The sequence below is a fragment of the Streptomyces sp. CNP082 genome (assembly GCF_059570535.1).
The window spans coordinates 145,740-163,741 of record NZ_JCANSZ010000011.1 but is presented as its reverse complement, the minus strand read 5'-3'; the positions used below and the strand labels follow the sequence as shown (position 1 = coordinate 163,741).

The window sequence follows — 18,002 nt, the reverse complement described above, 5'->3', positions numbered from 1 at the left end:
CCGGGACGGCAGGAGAACGCGGACGGGTGGGAGCACATGACGCACGCGAAGGACGGCACGGTCGTCGTGGTCGGCGCCGGTGTCATGGGAGCAGGCGTCGCGGAGGTCACCGCGGCGGCCGGATACCGGGTCGTACTGCTGGACGTGACGGCCGCCCGGCTGGACGCCGCGCGGGACACCATCAGGCGCGGGCTGAGCGCGCGGAGCCTGCTGCAGCCCGGCGGGCCGCCGGTGCCCGAGGTGCTGGGGCGGATCTCGTACGGCACCGACGACGCCGTACTCGCGGACGCCGCCGTCGTCCTGGAGAACACCACGGAGGACCGTCACGCCAAACGGGACGTGCACCTGCGCATCGACCGGCTGTGCGGGCCCGGCACGCTCGTGGCCGCCAACACCTCGGCCATCCCCATCCGGCATCTGGCCGAGGGCACCCGCCACCCGGAGCGGGTCGTCGGCACCCACTTCATGAACCCCGTGCCGCACAAGCCGCTCGTCGAGGTCGTCAGGTCGGAGCTGACCGCGGACGGGACCGTCACCCGCGTGACGGACTTCCTGCGCTCCATCGGCCGCCGGGCGGTCGTGGTCGGCGACGCCCCCGGGTTCGTCTCCAACCGGATCCTGATGGCCGTGATCAACTCCGCGGCCCGGCTGGTCGAGGAGGGCGTCGCCTCCCGCGCCGACGTGGACGAGGTGTTCCGCTCCTGCTTCGGCCACCCCATGGGCCCGCTGGAGACCGCCGACCTCATCGGCATCGACACGGTCGTGCGCTCGCTGCGGGTGCTGCACGAGTTCACCGGAGAAGCCCAGTACGAGCCGCGGCCCCTGCTGCTGGACCTGGTGGCGCGGGGACGGCTCGGCGACAAGAGCGGGGAGGGCGTCCACGCGCGGCCCTCCGGGACGGGGAAGGGAGACAGCGCGTGACCGCATCCGGCAACGACCACGCATCCGGCAGCACAGCCGCGGACGCCGTACGGGAACGGGTGCGCGGCTTCCTGCACGACGTGCTGCGGCAGCAGATCGGCGACGACGTGAACCTCTTCGCCACCGGACTCGCCGACTCGCTGCTCGCCATGCGGCTCGTGACGTTCGTCGAGACCGCCTTCGGGCTCACCGTGGAGGCCGAGGATCTCGACCCCGCGCACTTCCGGTCCATCGACGCCATCACGGACTTCGTGCACCGCAAGCACGCCGGCGTCCCGGGGGAGGGCCCGTGAGCCCGCCGCCGCCCGGGGGCGGCCCCCCGGACTTCGCGCGCTTCGCGGCAGAGGTGGTGGGTCCCCGCGCCGGCGAGACCGACCGCGCCCCGGGCCTGGCCCCGGAGCTGATCCGCGAGGTGGCCGCGGCCGGTCTGCTCGGCGCGATGATCCCCGCTCGCTACGGCGGACTCGGCCTGGACGCACCGGCGTTCGGCCGGGCCTGCGCCGAGGTCGGCTCCTGGTGCACGGCGACCCGCGCCCTGCTGACCGTACAGAACATGGTGGCCGGGGCCATCGCCCGCTGGGGCACGCGGGAGCAGCGGCAGCGCTGGCTGCCCGGTCTCGCGGACGGCAGCCGGCTCGCCGCGTTCTGCCTCACCGAGGCCGACGCCGGCAGCGACGCCGCGGCGGTGGCCACGGAGGTGGCGGAGGAGGCACCCGCGGACGGCGGCGGGTGGGTCGTCGACGGGCGGAAGCTGTGGGTCACCGCGGGCGCGGTGGCCGACCTCTTCCTGGTCGTCGGCACGACGGCCGGCGCTCCCACCGCCGTCGTGCTGGAACGGGGCACCCCCGGGCTGCGCGTCGAGCCGGTCGGCGACCGGCTGCTGGGGATGCGGGGCGCGCTGGTCGCCCACGTCGGCCTGGCGGGCTGCCGGGCGCCGGCCGGCGCCCGGCTCGGGCCGGTGGGCGCCGGGTTCTCCCACGTGGCCGCGGTCGCGCTGGACCTCGGGCGGCACAGCGTGGCGTGGGGAAGCGCCGGGCTCGCCGAGGGCTGCCTGCGCGAGGCCGCGCGGTACGCCACCGTACGCCGTCAGTTCGGCCGGCCGCTCGCCGAGCACCCGCTGATCCGGAGGCTGCTGAGCGACATGGTCGTACGGGCCCGCTCGGCCCTGCAGTTGTGCCAGGCCGCCTCCGCCGCCCACGCGGCCCGGGAACCGGACGCGGTGCTGGAGACCATGGCGGCCAAGTACGCCGCGTCCACCGCCGCGTTCGCCAACGCCACCGACGCGGTCCAGATCCACGGCGCGGTGGGCTGCACCACCGGCCACCCGGTCGAGCGCTTCCTGCGCGACGCCAAAACCCAGCAGATCATCGAGGGCACCGACCAGATGCACCAGCTCGGCGTCTGCGAGCTGGCCCTCCGCGAGTACGGCGAGAAGCCCGGCGGGCCGGACCCGGTGGCCTCCGCGGTCCCGGGAGCCGGGCATGGCACGGCGGTGGAGGAGGGGGCCCGATGACCGGAATCGCCGCCATCCGGATCCTGTTGCCCGACACCCTCACCGCCCTCACCGCGCTGCCCGAGTACGCGACGCTGACCGAGGAGGACAGGACGCTGGCGGCGGGTCTCGGCATCGAGACCGTCGCCGAGGCCCCCGGCACCGACAGCGGCGAGCTCGCCGCCGCGGCGGTACGCGGGCTGCTCGCCGACCGCGGTCTCGACGGCCGCGACATCGACGCCCTCGTGCTCGTCGGCGGCCGGGTGCCCGCGTACTTCGTGGCCTCGGAGGCCACCCGGGTGCAGCACCTCGCGGGGCTGACCGGGGCGCTGTCCTTCACCGTCACCGACCTGGGCTGCGCGGCCAGCACCGGCGCGCTGCTCACCGCGCGGTCGCTGCTGGCCGCGACGCCCTCCTGGAGCCGGGTCGTGATCGCCCACGGGTGCCGTCCGCCCGGCCCCCGGAGGCTGCGCAGGCCGGTCACCGTCAACGGGGACGCGGGCATGGCCGTGCTCCTCGAACCGGACGGCGCCATGCGCGTACTCGACGTGGAGATGGAGACCGACGGCCAGTACTGGGACCTCTTCCGCGTCGACTTCCGGGACCGGCCGCCCGCCGAGTGGGCGGAGGTCTGCACCGACGAGTCCCGCTACTCCTTCCGGCTGGCCGTCGAGAGCCAGAAGCGGTTCGCCGCCCTCAACCAGCGGCTCCTGCGGCGCAGCCGGCTCGACATGTCCGACGTGGACCACGTCGTCATGCAGAACCTCTCCGAGGGCGCCTTCCGGTTCTACGAGGAAGGGCTGGGCCTCACCGTCGCCGCCGTGTGCCGGGACAACCTCCGCCGCTACGGGCACCTCGGCCCCGTCGACGTGCTGGCCAACCTCCACGGCGGTGCCGCCGGCGGCGAGTTCGCGCCCGGGGACCTCGTCCTCGTGATGAACAACAGCCCGGTGGCCGCCTGGAGTTCGACCCTGATCGAGGTGTGACGATGACCGAGCGGGAACCGTATGTGAAGTGCCTGGTGTGGGATCTGGACGGCACGGTGTGGGACGGCACCCTGCTGGAGGACCGGGACGTGCGGCTGCGGCCCGGCGTACGGGACACGCTCAGGACCCTCGACGAACGCGGCATCCTGCACTCCGTCGCCAGCCACAACGAGGAGGCCGACGCCCTGGCCCAGCTCGCCGGACTGGGCCTGGCGGAGTACTTCCTCCGGCCGCGTATCGGCTGGTCGGCCAAGTCGGTGCTGCTCGACCAGGTGGCGGAGCGGCTGCGGCTGGGCCCCGGAGCGCTGGCCTACGTGGACGACCGGGCCTACCAGCTCGACGAAGTCCGCTCCGCCAGACCGGAGATCCGCTGCTACCCCGCCGACGCCGTGCCGCATCTGCCCGGGCTCGCCGAGTTCTCCCCGCCGGTCACCGGGGCCGCCGCCGGCAGGCGGCGGTCGTATCGCGACCAGCACCGCAGGGAGGACGACGAGGAGGCGTTCACCGGTCCCCGGCACGAGTTCCTCGCGGGTCTCGGCACCGTCCTGACCGTGGCCCGCGCCGACGAGGCGGACCTCGCCCGCGCCGAGGAGCTGACGGTCCGTACCCACCAGCTCAACACCACGGGGCGTACCTACTCCCGCGCCGAACTCGCGGCCCTGCGCCGCTCACCGGACCACCTGCTGCTGATGGCCTCGCTGCGCGACCGCTACGGCGATCTGGGGCAGGTCGGGCTCGTACTGCTGCACACCGGGCCCGAGGTGTGGACGCTCCGGCTGCTCCTGCTCTCCTGCCGGGTGCTCGGGCGCGGCATCGGCGAGGCGCTGCTCGCCCATGTGCTGCGGCTCGCCCGCCGCGCGGGCGCCGTGACGCGCGCGGAGTTCGTGCCGAACGACCGGAACCGGGTCATGCACGTCACGCTGCGGTTCGCGGGCTTCGCCCCCGCCGGCGGCACCCTGCTGGAACACCGGGGCGACCCGCCCGCCGTGCCCGGTCACCTCACCCTGCGCGAGGTGCCCGCATGACCAGCCGGGCGAGGTCCTCCACGGTGGCGGCGTCGGCCAGGACGGACCGCAACGGTACGCGGACGCCGAGGCGCCGGCGGATCCGGGAGACGATCAGCGCGGCATGGATCGAATCGCCGCCGGCGGCGAAGAAGTCGTCCCGGGGGCCGAGCGCACCGTCCTTGAGCACCTCGCGCCAGATGTCCAGCAGCACCGCGGTGGGGTCGGCAGGCTCCGGTGGCCCGGGCGTCGGCTCGTCCGCGGCGGGCGGCTGTCGCGTCATGGGAACGGCGTCTCCCTTCCCGGACGGACCGGTCGCGGCAGCAGCAACTATCCGGACGCGGCGGGAGCGCTGTCAAGGGTGCACCCGGGCGGCGGTCCGGGCGGTGCGGAGCGTACGGGAAGGGGCGGTGGCATGAGCGCGGCGGGCGGACTCGTCGGCCTGACCCGGACGGCGGCAGGGCCGGATCCGGGCCTGGTCTCGGTGAGCTTCACCGGCACCGAGGCGGGCCAGGACCTCGACCGGCTGCTCGCGGCGGACACCCGGGGCCGCGCCGCGTACCGGCTCGATCCGCTGGGGGACATGACCGCAGTCGGCCGGCCGGTCACCCTCGCGGAACTGGCCCGCGGCTACGCCGACGCGCTCGGCGCTCTCGATCCACCGCCCGCCGCGCTCGTCGGACACTGCAGCGCCGCGCTCCTGACGCAGGCGATCGCGGCCGGACTCGGGCCCCACCCGCCGCGGTTCCTCCTGCTCGACCCGGCCCTGCCCACCGCCGAGTCGGTCGTGGAGACCTTCGCCGAGCTGCGCAGCGGACTCGGCCGGCCGGCGCTCGGCGCGGACGATGCCCGCGCGACCGTGCGGTCCTGCGCGGAAGATCCGGGGGCGGCGCTGGAGCGGATGGCCGCCGTACTCGCCGCGGACGCGGACGCGTTCTGCACCGAGAGCGGGCTCGGCGACGACGGCGCCGCCGTCACCGGCGAACTCGTCCCGCGCTACACGGCCTGGCTCGCCCTCCTGCTGGCCACCGTCCACCACCGGCCCGAGGCCACGCCGGGGCCGGCGTACTGCCTGCTCTCCCGGCACCGCGCCCTGCCACCGGCGCTGCCGGGCCGTGCCGCGGTCACGGTGCGCCGGCTCGACCTCACCGCGCGGGAGCTGACCTCGGCGGCCCCGGTACGCGAACTCCTCCACGACCTCGCCGAGGGGGACGCCCCCGCCTGACACCGCCGGCAGCACCCGCCGACCCGCTGCGAAGGGAGAACCATGGCTCTGCCCGACGCCCCCGCGTCCTCCGACTCGGTCCTGCGCGGCGCCCGTTCGCCGCTGCCGGCCGGCACGGCGGGCGACCTCGTGCTGGCGCGGATCGCGGCGCGCCCGGACGACACCGCGCTGGTGTGCGGGCCCGTCTCCCTCACCTACGGCGAACTCGGTGACCGCGTCCGCCGGCTCGCCGGCGCGCTGGCGGAGGCCGGCGTCCGCCGCGCGGACCGCGTCTGCGTCCTGCTCACCCGGTCCACGGACAGCGTGGCGGCGATGCTGGCGGTCTGGCTGGCCGGCGCCGTCTACGTGCCACTGGATCCGGAGTACCCGCCGGAGCGGGTGGCGTTCGTCTTCCGCGACTGCGGCGCCGGCGTGGTGCTGACCGAGAGCGGCGCGGCGGCGGGGCTGGACCTCGCGGAGGCGGCGCTCGTGTTCGCGGACGGCCCGGAACCAGGCCCGTACCCCGGCACAGGCACAGGCACAGGCACAGGCACAGGCACCAGCACCGGCACCGACGCCGGCACAGGGACGCACGCCGGCCAGGGCGCCCCCGGGGTGCGTACACCGCTCGACGACACGGCCTACGTCATCTACACCTCCGGCTCGACGGGCCGCCCCAAGGGAGTGGAAGTCGGGCACCGGGCGCTGGCCAACTTCGTCCGCTACCTCGGCGTCCGGCCCGGGCTCCGCCCCGGCGACGTGGCCGCGTCCGTCACCAGCGTCGCGTTCGACATCTCCCTGCTCGACTTCCTCGCCCCGCTGACCGCGGGCGCCACCCTGGTGATCGTCCCCCGCGAGGTCGCCGCGGACGGCGAGCGGCTGGGCCGGCTGCTCAGCGCCGGCGGCGTCGGCTTCCTCCAGGCGACCCCCACCACCTGGCAGCTCCTGCGGGACGCCGGCTGGACGCCGGACCGGGAGTTCGCCGCGCTCGCCGGCGGCGAGCCGCTGCCTGCCGAACTGGCGCGCTGGCTCCTCGGCCGGTGCACCCGGGTCACCAACGCCTACGGCCCCACCGAGGCGACCGTCTGGGTCACCTTCCAGGAGGTCACCGAGGACATCCTGCGGGACGCCCACACGGTGCCGCTCGGCCGCCCGATGGACAACGTCGACATCCACGTCCTCGACGACAGCGGCGCGCCGGTCCCGCGTGGCAGCCTCGGCGAACTGTGCGTCGCGGGCACCGCGCTGGCGCACGGCTATCTCGGCCGCCCGGAAGAGACCGCGCGTGCGTTCGTGCCGCACCCCGGCACGCCCGGCACCAGGCTCTACCGGACGGGGGACACCGCCGTGCTGGGCGCCGACGGCACACTGCACTTCGCGGGCCGCCGCGACCAGCAGATCAAGCTGCGCGGCCACCGGGTCGAACCGGGCGAGATCGAGGCGGTGCTTGAGGAGTCCCCGGCGGTGGCCCAGGCCGTGGTCACCGCGGAGCGGCGGGCGGGCGCCGGGACGCGTCTCGTCGCGTACGTACGGCCCGCGAGCCCGCCGGACGCCGGTGCCCACGGGGGGAACGGGGCTGCGCGGGAGGCGGCGGACGCGCTGGTGGAGCAGTGGCGCGGCGTCTTCGACGAGGTGGACGACGCGGCCGGTCCTGACGTGCGGTTCAACACCCGGGTGTGGCGGAGCAGTTACACCGGAGCGCCGGTGCCCGCGGACCAGATGCGGGAGTGGGTGGACGGCACGGCCGGGCGGATCCTCCGCCACCGGCCGCGTCGCGTACTCGAGATCGGCTGCGGCGACGGGCTGCTCACCTGGGCCCTGGCGCCGCACTGCGACACCTACGTGGGCACGGACCTGTCGGGCGTCACCGTCCGCCGGCTCGACGGGGCGCTGCGCCGGGCCGGTCTCGGGCAGGTGCGCGTGCACCACCGCGAGGCTCCCGACCTCGCCGGGCTCGGCGCGGACTTCGACGTCGTCGTCCTCAACTCGGTGGTGCAGTACTTCCCGCACGAGACGTATCTGGAGAGGGTGCTGTCCGGGGCCCGCGCGCTCGTACGGGACGGCGGGGCGCTGTTCGTCGGGGACGTACGGCACCACGGGCTGCTGGAGGCGTTCTGCGCCTCGGTGGAGTTCGCCCGCGCCGACGCGGACGGCGAGCCCCTCACCGTGGCGGAGCTGCGCGAGCGCGCCGGGCGGCGCGCCCGGGAGGAGAAGGAACTGCTCGTCGACCCCGCCTACTTCGACGCCCTCGCCCAGCGCCTGCCGGGGATCCGCCACGTGGAACTGCTGCCCCGCCGCGGGCTCCACCGCAACGAGATGACCGGCTTCCGCTACGACGCCGTGCTCCACACCGGACCGCGGGCCGCCCCGGTACGGGTGCCCGAGTGGCTCCAGTGGCGTCCGGACGGCACCACGTGGCAGGAGCTGCCGGGACGGCTGCGGGAACGGGCCGGCGCGGTGCTCGGCGTCCGCGGTGTGCCCAACGCCCGGCTGTGCCGGGCACTGCGCGAGGCGCGCCTGCTCCGCGACGCGCGGGGCACAGCCGCAGACGCCGCGCCCGTCACGGAACTCCCGCGCACCGCGGGCACCGACGGCGCCGACCCAGAGGAACTGCACGCCCTCGGCGCGCGGTACGGCTACGAGACGCATGTGCAGTGGTCGACGCACGACGCCGCCGCACTCGACGTCGTCTTCCTCCCCGCAGCCGGAACCCCGGCCGGGGCCCCGGCACTGGCCGAACGGCCCGGCACCCCGCCCCGCCCCACCGGCCCCGTCGTCAACGCCCCCGCCACCACCCACCGCGAGGCCTCGCGCAACCGGGAACTGATCCGGCACCTGCGTGCGCACCTGAGCCGCCGCCTCCCGGCGTACCTGACCCCCGCCGCTTTCGTGGTGCTGGACGCGTTCCCCCTGACACCCAACGGCAAGGTCGACCGCGCCGCCCTGCCCGTACCGGCCACCCGGCCGGAGGCGGCCGGCGCATACGTCCCGCCCGGCAGCGCCGCCGAGCGCGAGCTGACCGCCGTCTGGGCGGAAGTCCTCGGCACCGGCCGGGTCGGCATGCACGACGACTTCTTCGCCCTGGGCGGCGACTCTCTCCAGGCCACCCGCCTCGTCTCCCGCCTCCGGCGGGCCTTCGGCGTCCAACTGCCGCTGCGCGAGGTCTTCGACCACCCCACGCCCGCCGCTCTGGCGCCCCGCGTCCGCGCGCTGCGCGGCCGCGACTCGCCCGACGCCCCTCTCGTCCCGGCCGCCCGTACGGACACGCTGCCGCTGACGCACTCCCAGCAGCGGCTGTGGTTCCTCGACCAACTGGAGCCGGACACGGCCGCGTACAACCTGCCCTCCCTCTTCCGGCTCCGCGGCACCCTCGACGTGCCGGCCCTGCGCCGGGCACTGCGGGAACTCACCGTCCGGCACGAGGTGCTGCGCACCGTGTACGTCGCCGAGAACGGCGAACCGCGCCAGTACCTCCGCCCCCCGCGGGACGTCCCGACGGCCGTCGACGACCTGCGTCCGCTCCCTCCCTCCGGCCGCGCGCGCCGAGCCGCCGAGCTGATCGCCGCGGACGTCGCCACCCCCTTCGACCTCGCCACCGGACCGCTGCTGCGCGCCCGGCTGGTGCGACTGGCCGACGGCGAGCACCTCTTCCTCGTCACCGTGCACCACATCGTCAGCGACGGCTGGTCGATGGACATCACCCTGCGCGACCTCGCGCGGTGCTACGAAGCGGCTGCCGGCGGCGGCGCCCCCGCACTCCCGGCGCTGCCCGTCCAGTACGGGGACTACGCCGCCTGGCAGCGCGACCGGCTGCGCAGCCCCGACCTCCGCCGGCAGCTCGGCTACTGGACCGAGCGGCTGGCCGGCGCCCCGCCCGTACTGGAACTCCCCGCCGACCGCCCCCGCCCGCCCCTGCAGACGTTCACCGGCGCGACGCACTGGCTCGACGTCCCGGCGCCGCTCGCCCGCGCGGTCGCCGCGGCCGGGCGCGCCGAGGGCGCCACGGTCTTCATGACGCTGCTCGCCGCCTTCGGGCTGCTGCTGCAACGCCAGTGCGGGCGCGACGACCTCGTGGTGGGCACCCCGGTCGCCGGCCGCACCCGCGCGGAGACCGAGGACCTGATCGGGCTCTTCATGAACACCCTCGCGCTGCGGCTCGACCTGTCCGGCGACCCCACCGGCCGCGAGCTGCTGCGCCGCGTCCGCGACCTCACCGTGGACGCCGTGACGCACCAGGAAGTGCCGTTCGAGCGGCTGGTGGAGGTGCTCAAGACCGACCGGGACCTCGGCCGGACGCCGCTCGTGCAGGTGCTCTTCAACCACGTCCTGCTCAACGAGGACCATCTCGACGCCGGCGGCGTGCACTGGCAGCGCGAGGACGTGGACGAGGCGGCGGCCAAGTTCGACCTCAGCCTCTATGTGTGGGAGAGCGCGGGGGAGTTCCGCTGCCAGTTCATCTACAACGCGGACCTGTACTCGGCCGAGCGCGTCGGCTGGCTCGCCCGCCAGTACCTCCAGGCGGTACGCGCCCTCTGCGACGCGCCGGACGCCCGGTTGTCCGCGGCATCGCTGAGCACCCGCGACTGGCAGCACGGCACCGGTGCCGAAGCCGCGCCCGCCGTCCCGCGGCGGACTCCGGAAGAGCTGGTGACCGGGGTGCTGGCCGCTGCCGCCCGCCACCCCGGGCGCCGGGCCGTCACCGACGCCGAGGGGGAGTGCTCGTACGCCGGACTGGTCCGCCGGCTGCACACGGTGAGCGCCGCCCTGCGCGCGCACGGGGTGGGCCGGGGCGATGTCGTCGCCGTCCTGGCCGACCGGTCCGCGTGGACCCAGGCCACCGCCCTGGCCGTCCTGCACGAGGCGGCGGTCTACGCGCCGCTGGACCCGGCGTACCCCGCGCGATGGCTGCGGCGGCGGCTGGACGAACTGCGGCCGGCGGCGGTGGTCGACCTCCGGGAGACCGGCCCGGCCGGCCCGTCCGGCGCCGGCGGGGACCTCGGCCTCGCGGGCACGGCCGTCCTGCGGCCCCGCCGGATACCGGCCGGGCCCGCGACGTCCGGCGCCCGGCCGGCGGCTGACCTCACCGCGCCCGCCCTGCTCATGTTCACCTCCGGCACCACCGGTACGCCCAAGGGCGTGGTGAGCGCGCAGCTTCCGCTGGTGCGCTTCCTGGACTGGCAGGCCGAACGCTTCGGGCTCACCGCGGCCGACCGGTTCGGCGCCCTCTCGGGCCTGGGACACGATCCCGCGCTGCGCGACATGTTCGCCGGGCTCCGGTGCGGTGGCGAGGTGCACTGGCCCGACGAACGCGACATCCGCGAGTCGGCGCGGCTCGCCGACTGGCTGCGCGGGCGCGAGGTGTCGGCGCTCCACCTGCCGCCGCCCCTGCTGGATCTGCTCGCCACCCGGGAGGCTGGCCGGGTGCCCGCACTGCGGCATCTGTTCTTCGGCGCGGCCCCGCTGCGCCCGGCGCACCTGCGGAAGGCCCGCCGGTGGGCACCGAACGCGCGGCCGGTCAACCTGTACGGCACGACGGAGACACCGCAGGCCGCCGCCGCCTTCCCCGTACCGGCCGGGCTGCGGCTGCCGACCGTGCCGGTCGGCAGGGGAGCGGCGGAGGCCCGGATCCTCGTGCTGGACCCCGCGGGCCGGCCCGCGGGGCCGGGGGAGCTGGGCGAGGTGGTGGTCGAGTCCCCGTATCTGGCGCTGGGTTATCTGCCGGCAGGCGGGCGGTCCTCGGCTCCGGCGGCGGGCCCGCCGCTGGACGGCTCGCCGTTCGAGGGCGGCCGTTACCGTACGGGCGACCTCGGGCGGTTCCGGCCCGACCGTACGGTCGAGATCGCGGGGCGCCGGGACCGGCAACTGGACCTGCGGGGCCACCGCGTCGAACCGAGTGAGGTCGAGGCCGCGCTGACCGAGCACCCCGAGGTGTGGGAGGCCGCCGTGGCGGCGCGTGCCGGCCTGCTCGTCGCCTGGGTCGTACCGTCGCCCGGCACCGCCCCGGAGCCGCCCGCCCTGCGGGCACACGCCGCGGAACTGCTCCCCGCCCACCAGGTGCCGCACCGGATCGTCCTCACCGACATGCTGCCCCTCACCTCCCGGGGCAAGGTGGACTTCGCGGCGCTGCCCACCCCGCGGCCGGCCGCGGCGGACCAGGCGGCCGGGCACCGGCAGCCCGCCGGAGACGTCGAACGGGAACTGGCCGTCCTCTGGCAGGAGGTGCTCGGCGTCCCGCCCGCCCACCGGGACCAGAGCTTCTTCGAGGTCGGCCACTCCCTGCTCGCCGCGCAGTACCTCGCCAGGATCACGCGGCAGTTCGGCGTCCGGGTGCCGCTGCGCGATCTCTTCGCCCAGCCGACGATCGCCGCGCTCGCCGTGCGCGTGAAGGAGCCGCAATGACGTCCCGTCCCCGCCCCCGCCGCGAGGTGCACGTCGATCTCGACGCGATCCGGCACAACGTACGCCTGGCCCGCGAACTGGCCGGTGACGCCGAGGTGATGGCGGTCGTCAAGGCGGACGGTTACGGGCACGGGGCGGCGCCGGTCGCCCGTGCCGCGCTGGCCGCGGGTGCCACGTGCCTCGGAGTCGCCTACCCGGAAGAGGGCCGCCGGCTTCGGCAGAGCGTTCCGCACGCGCCCGTGGTCGTGCTGACGGACCCGCTGCCGGGCGAGGAGGACGACGCCGTGGCCCACGACCTCACCGTGACGGTCAGCACCCCGGACACGGTGCGGCGGGTGGCTGCCGCGGCGCGCCGGGCCGACCGGCGGGCGACCGTACACCTCAAGATCGACACCGGACTGCACCGGCTGGGTACGCCGGCCCGGGACGCGGGGCGACTGGCCGTGCTGGCACGGGAGCACGGCCTGGCCGTCGAGGGCGTCTGGACGCACTTCGCGCTGGCCGACGACCCCCGGGACCCGTTCGTGGACACCCAGCTCGACCGCTTCCACCGCGCCGTGGAGGAGCTGCACGCACTCGGTGTCCGCCCCCGGTACCGCCACGCGGCGGGCAGCGCCGCCGCCGCGGCGCGGCCGGCCGCCCGGCTCGACCTGGTCCGCCTCGGCGCGCTGCTGTACGGCATCAGGCCCGGCCCCGCCGTCCCGCATCTGGACGGCCTCCGGCCCGCGTTGACCTGGTACGGCACGGTGGTGGCCGTACGGCGCGCCGACCGCGGGGAGAGCCTGGGCTACGGCCTGAAGTACCGCCTCGACGCCGACACCACGCTGGCGGTCGTCGGCGCCGGATTCGCCGACGGGCTGCCCCGGCTGCTCGGCAACCGCGGCCACCTCCTCGTCGGCGGCAGGCGGCGCCGGATCGCCGGCGCGGTGGGGATGAGCCACACCGTCCTCGACTGCGGAGACGACGACGTGGCCGTCGGCGACCGGGTGGTGCTGCTGGGCGCCGACGGGGACGCCGAGGTCGGCGCCGAGGAGTACGCGGGGTGGTCGGGCAGCTCGGTGTACGAGGCGGTCACCCGGATCAGCCCGGGGGTCCCGCGGATCTACCGCGGTGGCGACGCGGACGGAAGCAGCGCGAACGGAAGCAGCGCGAACGGGAGCTGCGCGAACGGGAGCTGCGCGAACGGGAGCTGCGCGGAAGGGAGCTGCGCGGAAGGGAGCTGCGCGGAGGGGAGGGGGACCCCGCGATGAGCCGCACGGACACCGGCGTCGACGACCGGCTCCCGGACGCGGACCTTGAGGAGCACGCCCGCCACGCGCCGGACCTGCCGGCCGTGCTGTGCGAAGGGCAGCAGACCACCTATGGCCAGCTCAGCGCACGGGTCAACCGGCTGGCCCGGCTCCTCGTGGAACACGGCGCAGGACCCGAGCGGTTCGTCGCCCTGGCGCTGCCCCGCGGGGCCGACCTGATAGCCGGCGCGCTCGCCGTCCTCAAGACCGGTGCCGCCTATCTGCCCGTCGACCCGGACCATCCCGCCGAGCGCATCCGCCGACTCTTCGACGACGCCCGGCCGCTGTTCGCCCTGACCTCGGGCGACGCCCCGCTGCCCGGGGGCGCAGGCACGGTGCCGCACGTCGCACTGGGCACCCCCGCGGGGGAGGAGCGGCTCGCCCGCTGCCCCGCCGACCCCTTCCCTGCCGGAACGCGCCCCGGCGGCTGCCGGCCGGCCACGGCCGCGTACCTCCTCTACACCTCCGGCTCCACCGGGCGCCCCAAGGGAGTGGTGGTGACGAGGCGCAATCTCGCGCACCTGCTCGCGGACGTGCGCACCCGCTTCCCGCTCCGGCCGGATGACCGGATGCTGGCCGTCACCACGCCCGCGTTCGACATCTCGGTGCTGGAGATGTTCCTCCCGCTGCTGCACCGGGCGGCCCTCGTCGTCCCCGGTCCACGGACGGTACGCGACCCGCGGGCCCTGGCCGCAGTGATGGAGCGCGAGCGCGTCACCTTCGCGCAGGGCACTCCGACGCTGTGGCAGCTCATGGCGGCGATCGTCCCCGAAGCCGTCGCCGGAGTGCGGCTGGTCATCGGCGGCGAGGCGCTGCCGGCGCAACTGGCCGCCGGACTGCGCAGCCACGGCGCGTCGGTGACCAACGGCTACGGGCCGACCGAGGCAACGGTGTACACCACCTTCGCCGCGCTGGACCGCGAGCGGCCCGGGGCGCCGCCGATCGGCCACCCCCTCCGGCACGTGCGCGTCCATCTCCTGGACGACGGCCTCAGCCCCGTACCCGACGGATCGGCGGGCGAACTGTACGTGGCAGGCGGCGGCGTCAGCCGCGGCTACCTGCACCGCCCCTCCCTCACCGCGCCGGCCTACCTCCCCGACCCGTACGGTCCGCCCGGCTCGCGGATGTACCGGACGGGGGACCTGGCACGCCGCGGGCCGGACGGCGCGCTGGAGTTCCTGGGCCGGGCGGACGACCAGGTGAAGGTGCGCGGCTTCCGCATCGAACCCGGCGAAGTCGAAGCCGCACTCGCCGCCCACCCCGCCGTGGCCCAGGCGGCGGTCGCCGCGCGCCCGTACCCGGGCGGGCTCGGCGGACACCGGCTGGTCGGCTACGTGGTTCCCCGTCCGGACTCCCGGCGGGACGGCACCGTGCCCACGTCGTCCGCCATCCGCACCCACCTGGTCCGGCTGCTCCCCGACTACATGATCCCGTCGACCGTCGTCGTCCTCGACGCCCTCCCGGTCACCCCCACGGGCAAGCTGGACCGGACAGCCCTCCCGGATCCGCCCTGAGCGCAGACCTGTGCCTGCCGTAAACATTGACAAAATTTTACAGGAATGCTTGGCGCGGGTGGCAGATGTTTGCCGTACGCACTCGGCATGTCATTCCGCTGCGCCGGCTCCAGAATGGTCGGGTGTTCCGTGGACAGGTCACCGGACAGGTCACCTTTGTGCTTGACGTCCCTGACGGGCTGTCGATATATCAAGCCCTGTAAACGCTCGTAAACAGGGCAGGGCAAAGGGGGCCTTCTGGGCTTTCGCAAGTGGTAAGGAATCTCTGCCAGTTCATGAGCGCGCGGGGAACGTCCCCGATGTCGTGCTCACGGAAGTGTGAAGAGGGGCTACGTGTCCGAAATGTTCGATGAGCGAAGAGTCTCCCGTGAGACTCACTCATTTCTCATCAGTTCCCTGTTGCCAGCGGACTCCCCCCGGCTGGCGGGCGAGATCGAAGAGCACACACGGACACTGGCCGAGTCGGACGCCCCCTTACCGCCCATCGTCGTCAACCGCTCGACGATGCGGGTCGTGGACGGCATGCACCGGCTGCACGCGGCGCGTCTGCGCGGCGCGCAGTACATCGAAGGCTGGTTCGTGGAGGGCACGGAGGAGGACGCCTTCGTCCTCGCCGTCGAGCTCAACGCCAAGCACGGGCTGCCGCTGTCCCGGAAGGACCGCAACGCCGCGGCGCGGCGCATCGTCGAGAGCCATCCGCACTGGTCGGACCGGCGGATAGCGTCCGCGACCGGACTGTCCCCGAGCGCGGTGGGCGCGCTGCGCGACACCGTCGACACGCCGGTGGCCCACCTGTCCCTGCGCGTCGGCCGGGACGGGCGCGCCCGGCCGCTGAACAGCGCCTCGGGCCGTATCGCGGCCAGCAAGGTCATCACCGAGTCCCCCAGCGCCTCGCTGCGGGAGATCGCCAGCCGGGCGGGGGTCGCGCTCGCCACCGCCCGGGACGTACGCAACCGTATGCGCATGGGGCTGGACCCGGTGCCCCCCAAACTGCGGGCCGCCGAGGCGGACTGCGATCAGGTGACCGAGTACGTGCCGGAAGTCCCGGGGGCGGCCCCCGGCCAGGCCGGAGTGAGCTACGAGGACGCGCTGGCCAGGATGCGCCGCGACCCCTCGCTGCGCATGTCGCAGAACGGGCGGACGCTGATCCACCTGCTGCTCTCGCAGCAGCTCGCGGAGGACCAGTGGCGGGAACTGGTGGCGGGCGTCCCCGCGCACCGTGCGGTCGACGTGGCGCGCGCCGCCCAACTGTGCGCCGACCGGTGGCTGAAGTTCGCCGTCGACGTCCGGGCGCACCGGGCGCGGGCCCAGGCCCAGCCGCAAGCCGAGGACGCGGCGCCGGAGGACGGCGGCCTGCGGCGGCTCTCACCGGGTGCCTGAGCACCCGACGGCACATCCGGCAGCGGAACCACGAGAGGACCTGAGGCCATGACGAGCACGGTCAACGCGTTCGACGATCCCCGCGCGCAGTACCGCGTACTGGTCAATTCCGAGGACCAGTACTCCCTGTGGCCGGCGCGCACCGACGTACCCGCAGGCTGGGAATCGGTGCACGGCCCGGCCGAACGGGCGCAGTGCGTGCAGTACATCGAGAGAGGCTGGACCGACATGCGGCCCAGAACGCTGAGAGCCGCCCTCGACGAGGCGTGACCGGCGGGGGAAGAGCGGTGGGGGCGGGTCCGCGTGCGTGGGCCCGCCCCCACCGGGGTGCTTCCGTGCCGGAGCCGCGCTCACCCGGCCGCCGGCACCAGCCCGGTGCGGAACCTGCTGATCGCCGTCTCGTGGCGCGCGCGCAGCTCCGGGTCGCTGACCCCGAGCCCTTCATGGGGCGCCAGGCACAGCACGCCGACCTTGCCCTGGTGCAGGTTGCGGTGGACGAGGTGCACCGCCTGCGCCGTCTGCTCCAGCGGCACCACCTCGGACAGCGTGGGATGGATCCGGCCCTGGGCGATGAGCCGGTTGGCCTCCCACGCCTCGCGGTAGTTGGCGAAGTGCGTGCCGACGATCCGTTTGAGGTGCATCCACAGGTAGCGGTTGTCGTACGTGTGCTGGAAGCCCGAGGTCGACGCGCAGCTGACGATCGTGCCGCCGCGGCGCGCGACGTACACGCTGGCGCCGAAGGTCTCCCGTCCCGGGTGCTCGAACACGATGTCCGGGTCCTGGCCGCCGGTCAGTTCCCTGATCCGGGCGCCGAACCGGCGCCACTCGCCCTGGTCCTGCGTGTGCTCGTCCTTCCAGAAGCGGTAGCCCTCCGCGCTCCGGTCGATGATCAGCTCCGCGCCCATCCGGCGGCACACCTCGGCCTTCTCCGCGCTGGAGACCACGCACACCGGCGTCGCCCCGCCGTTGAGCACCAACTGCGTGGCGTACGAGCCGAGCCCACCGGACGCGCCCCAGATCAGCACGGTGTCGCCCTGCTTGAGCCGGGCGCCGTTGGCGGACACCAACTGCCGGTAGGCGGTGGAGTTCACCAGCCCGGAGGCGGCGGCCTCCTCCCAGGTCAGGTGGCCGGGCTTGGGCATGAGCTGGTTGGCCTTGACCAGCGCCAGCTCGGCCAGACCGCCGAAGTTCGTCTCGAACCCCCAGATCCGCTGCTCCGGATCGAGCATGGTGTCCGCGTGTCCGTCGGGGTGGTGCAGCTCGACCGACAGGCAGTGAGCCACCACCTCGTCCCCGGGCCGCCACGGTGTCACCCCCTCGCCGCAGCGCAGCACCACGCCGGCGAGGTCCGAGCCGAGGACGTGGTACGGCAGGTCGTGCCGCGCACCCTGCGGTGACACCTTGCCGTAGCGGGACAGGAACCCGAACGTCGGCAGGGGTTCGAAGATCGACGACCACACCGTGTTGTGGTTGATCCCGCTGGCCATCACCGCGACCAGCACCTCACCGGCGGCCGGCGCCGGTGTCGCCACCTCGTCCAGGTGGAGGGACGTGCGCGGATCCTTGTCGCGGCTGGCCACTCCGTCGAACATCGCGACCTCGTCGGCGTGCAGGGTGACGCCCCGGTAGACGTCGGGGACCGGGAGGCGCCCCACGTCGCCGGATGCGCCCGCGACGATCGCGTCAAGGATCTCTTGCATGACTCCAGCCCTCTTTCCGGCTTATTCCGCGAGCACCGCAGAACGTGGGTGATGCGAGGTTTTCCGTGGGAAGGTATTCGAGCCGCTACGGATGTCCGTTTTGCTGGCGCCCT

13 protein-coding genes are annotated in these 18,002 nt (G+C 74.8%); 11 read left to right on the top strand and 2 right to left on the bottom strand.

Annotation, left to right across the window (positions count from 1 at the left end):
* Nucleotides 1–36: 36 nt before the first annotated feature.
* From B124_RS12675 to B124_RS12655, 5 genes are read left to right on the top strand one after another with little or no spacing between them, the layout of a single operon-like run.
* Nucleotides 37–921, top strand: a complete 885-nt coding sequence (locus B124_RS12675) for a 3-hydroxyacyl-CoA dehydrogenase family protein (protein WP_496502877.1) — start codon at nt 37–39, stop codon at nt 919–921.
* Nucleotides 918–1,214, top strand: a complete 297-nt coding sequence (locus tag B124_RS12670; RefSeq protein ID WP_496502876.1) for an acyl carrier protein — start codon at nt 918–920, stop codon at nt 1,212–1,214. Before B124_RS12675 ends, B124_RS12670 begins: the two co-directional genes overlap by 4 nt.
* Nucleotides 1,211–2,434, top strand: a complete 1,224-nt coding sequence (locus B124_RS12665) for an acyl-CoA dehydrogenase family protein (protein WP_496502875.1) — start codon at nt 1,211–1,213, stop codon at nt 2,432–2,434. The genes B124_RS12670 and B124_RS12665 overlap by 4 nt, the downstream gene beginning before the upstream one ends.
* A complete protein-coding gene (locus B124_RS12660; RefSeq protein WP_496502874.1) occupies nt 2,431–3,399 on the top strand; it encodes a 3-oxoacyl-[acyl-carrier-protein] synthase III C-terminal domain-containing protein in 969 nt (322 codons plus the stop codon). Before B124_RS12665 ends, B124_RS12660 begins: the two co-directional genes overlap by 4 nt.
* A gap of 2 nt (nt 3,400–3,401) precedes the next feature.
* Entirely contained in the window at nt 3,402–4,424 is a 1,023-nt protein-coding gene (locus tag B124_RS12655; RefSeq protein ID WP_496502873.1) for an HAD-IIIC family phosphatase, read from the top strand.
* Here the strand turns inward: B124_RS12655 and B124_RS12650 are convergent.
* Nucleotides 4,399–4,686 carry an acyl carrier protein gene (locus B124_RS12650; protein WP_496502872.1) on the bottom strand — a complete coding sequence of 96 codons (288 nt, stop codon included), beginning with the start codon at nt 4,684–4,686 and terminating at the stop codon, nt 4,399–4,401. The two genes, B124_RS12655 and B124_RS12650, sit on opposite strands and share 26 nt — an antisense overlap.
* Before the next feature lie 132 nt (nt 4,687–4,818).
* Between B124_RS12650 and B124_RS12645 the strand changes: the two genes are divergently transcribed.
* The 6 genes from B124_RS12645 (at nt 4,819) to B124_RS12620 (ending at nt 16,459) form a co-directional block, all read left to right on the top strand.
* Nucleotides 4,819–5,628, top strand: coding sequence for a hypothetical protein (locus B124_RS12645; RefSeq protein WP_496502871.1), 810 nt, complete (start codon nt 4,819–4,821; stop codon nt 5,626–5,628).
* A 42-nt stretch (nt 5,629–5,670) separates the two neighbouring features.
* Entirely contained in the window at nt 5,671–12,006 is a 6,336-nt protein-coding gene (locus B124_RS12640; RefSeq protein ID WP_496502870.1) for a non-ribosomal peptide synthetase, read from the top strand.
* Complete coding sequence (gene alr, locus B124_RS12635; protein ID WP_496502869.1) at nt 12,003–13,256, top strand: alanine racemase; 1,254 nt, start codon at nt 12,003–12,005, stop codon at nt 13,254–13,256. Before B124_RS12640 ends, alr begins: the two co-directional genes overlap by 4 nt.
* Nucleotides 13,253–14,809 carry an amino acid adenylation domain-containing protein gene (locus B124_RS12630; RefSeq protein WP_496502868.1) on the top strand — a complete coding sequence of 519 codons (1,557 nt, stop codon included), beginning with the start codon at nt 13,253–13,255 and terminating at the stop codon, nt 14,807–14,809. The genes alr and B124_RS12630 overlap by 4 nt, the downstream gene beginning before the upstream one ends.
* Nucleotides 14,810–15,208: 399 nt before the next feature.
* Nucleotides 15,209–16,189, top strand: coding sequence for a ParB/RepB/Spo0J family partition protein (locus tag B124_RS12625; RefSeq protein WP_496502867.1), 981 nt, complete (start codon nt 15,209–15,211; stop codon nt 16,187–16,189).
* Nucleotides 16,190–16,237: 48 nt separating this feature from the next.
* Nucleotides 16,238–16,459, top strand: coding sequence for an MbtH family protein (locus B124_RS12620; protein ID WP_496502866.1), 222 nt, complete (start codon nt 16,238–16,240; stop codon nt 16,457–16,459).
* Between the two features lie 80 nt (nt 16,460–16,539).
* Here the strand turns inward: B124_RS12620 and ccrA are convergent, their stop codons facing one another.
* Nucleotides 16,540–17,889 carry a crotonyl-CoA carboxylase/reductase gene (gene ccrA, locus B124_RS12615; RefSeq protein WP_496502865.1) on the bottom strand — a complete coding sequence of 450 codons (1,350 nt, stop codon included), beginning with the start codon at nt 17,887–17,889 and terminating at the stop codon, nt 16,540–16,542.
* Between the last annotated feature and the right edge of the window lie 113 nt (nt 17,890–18,002).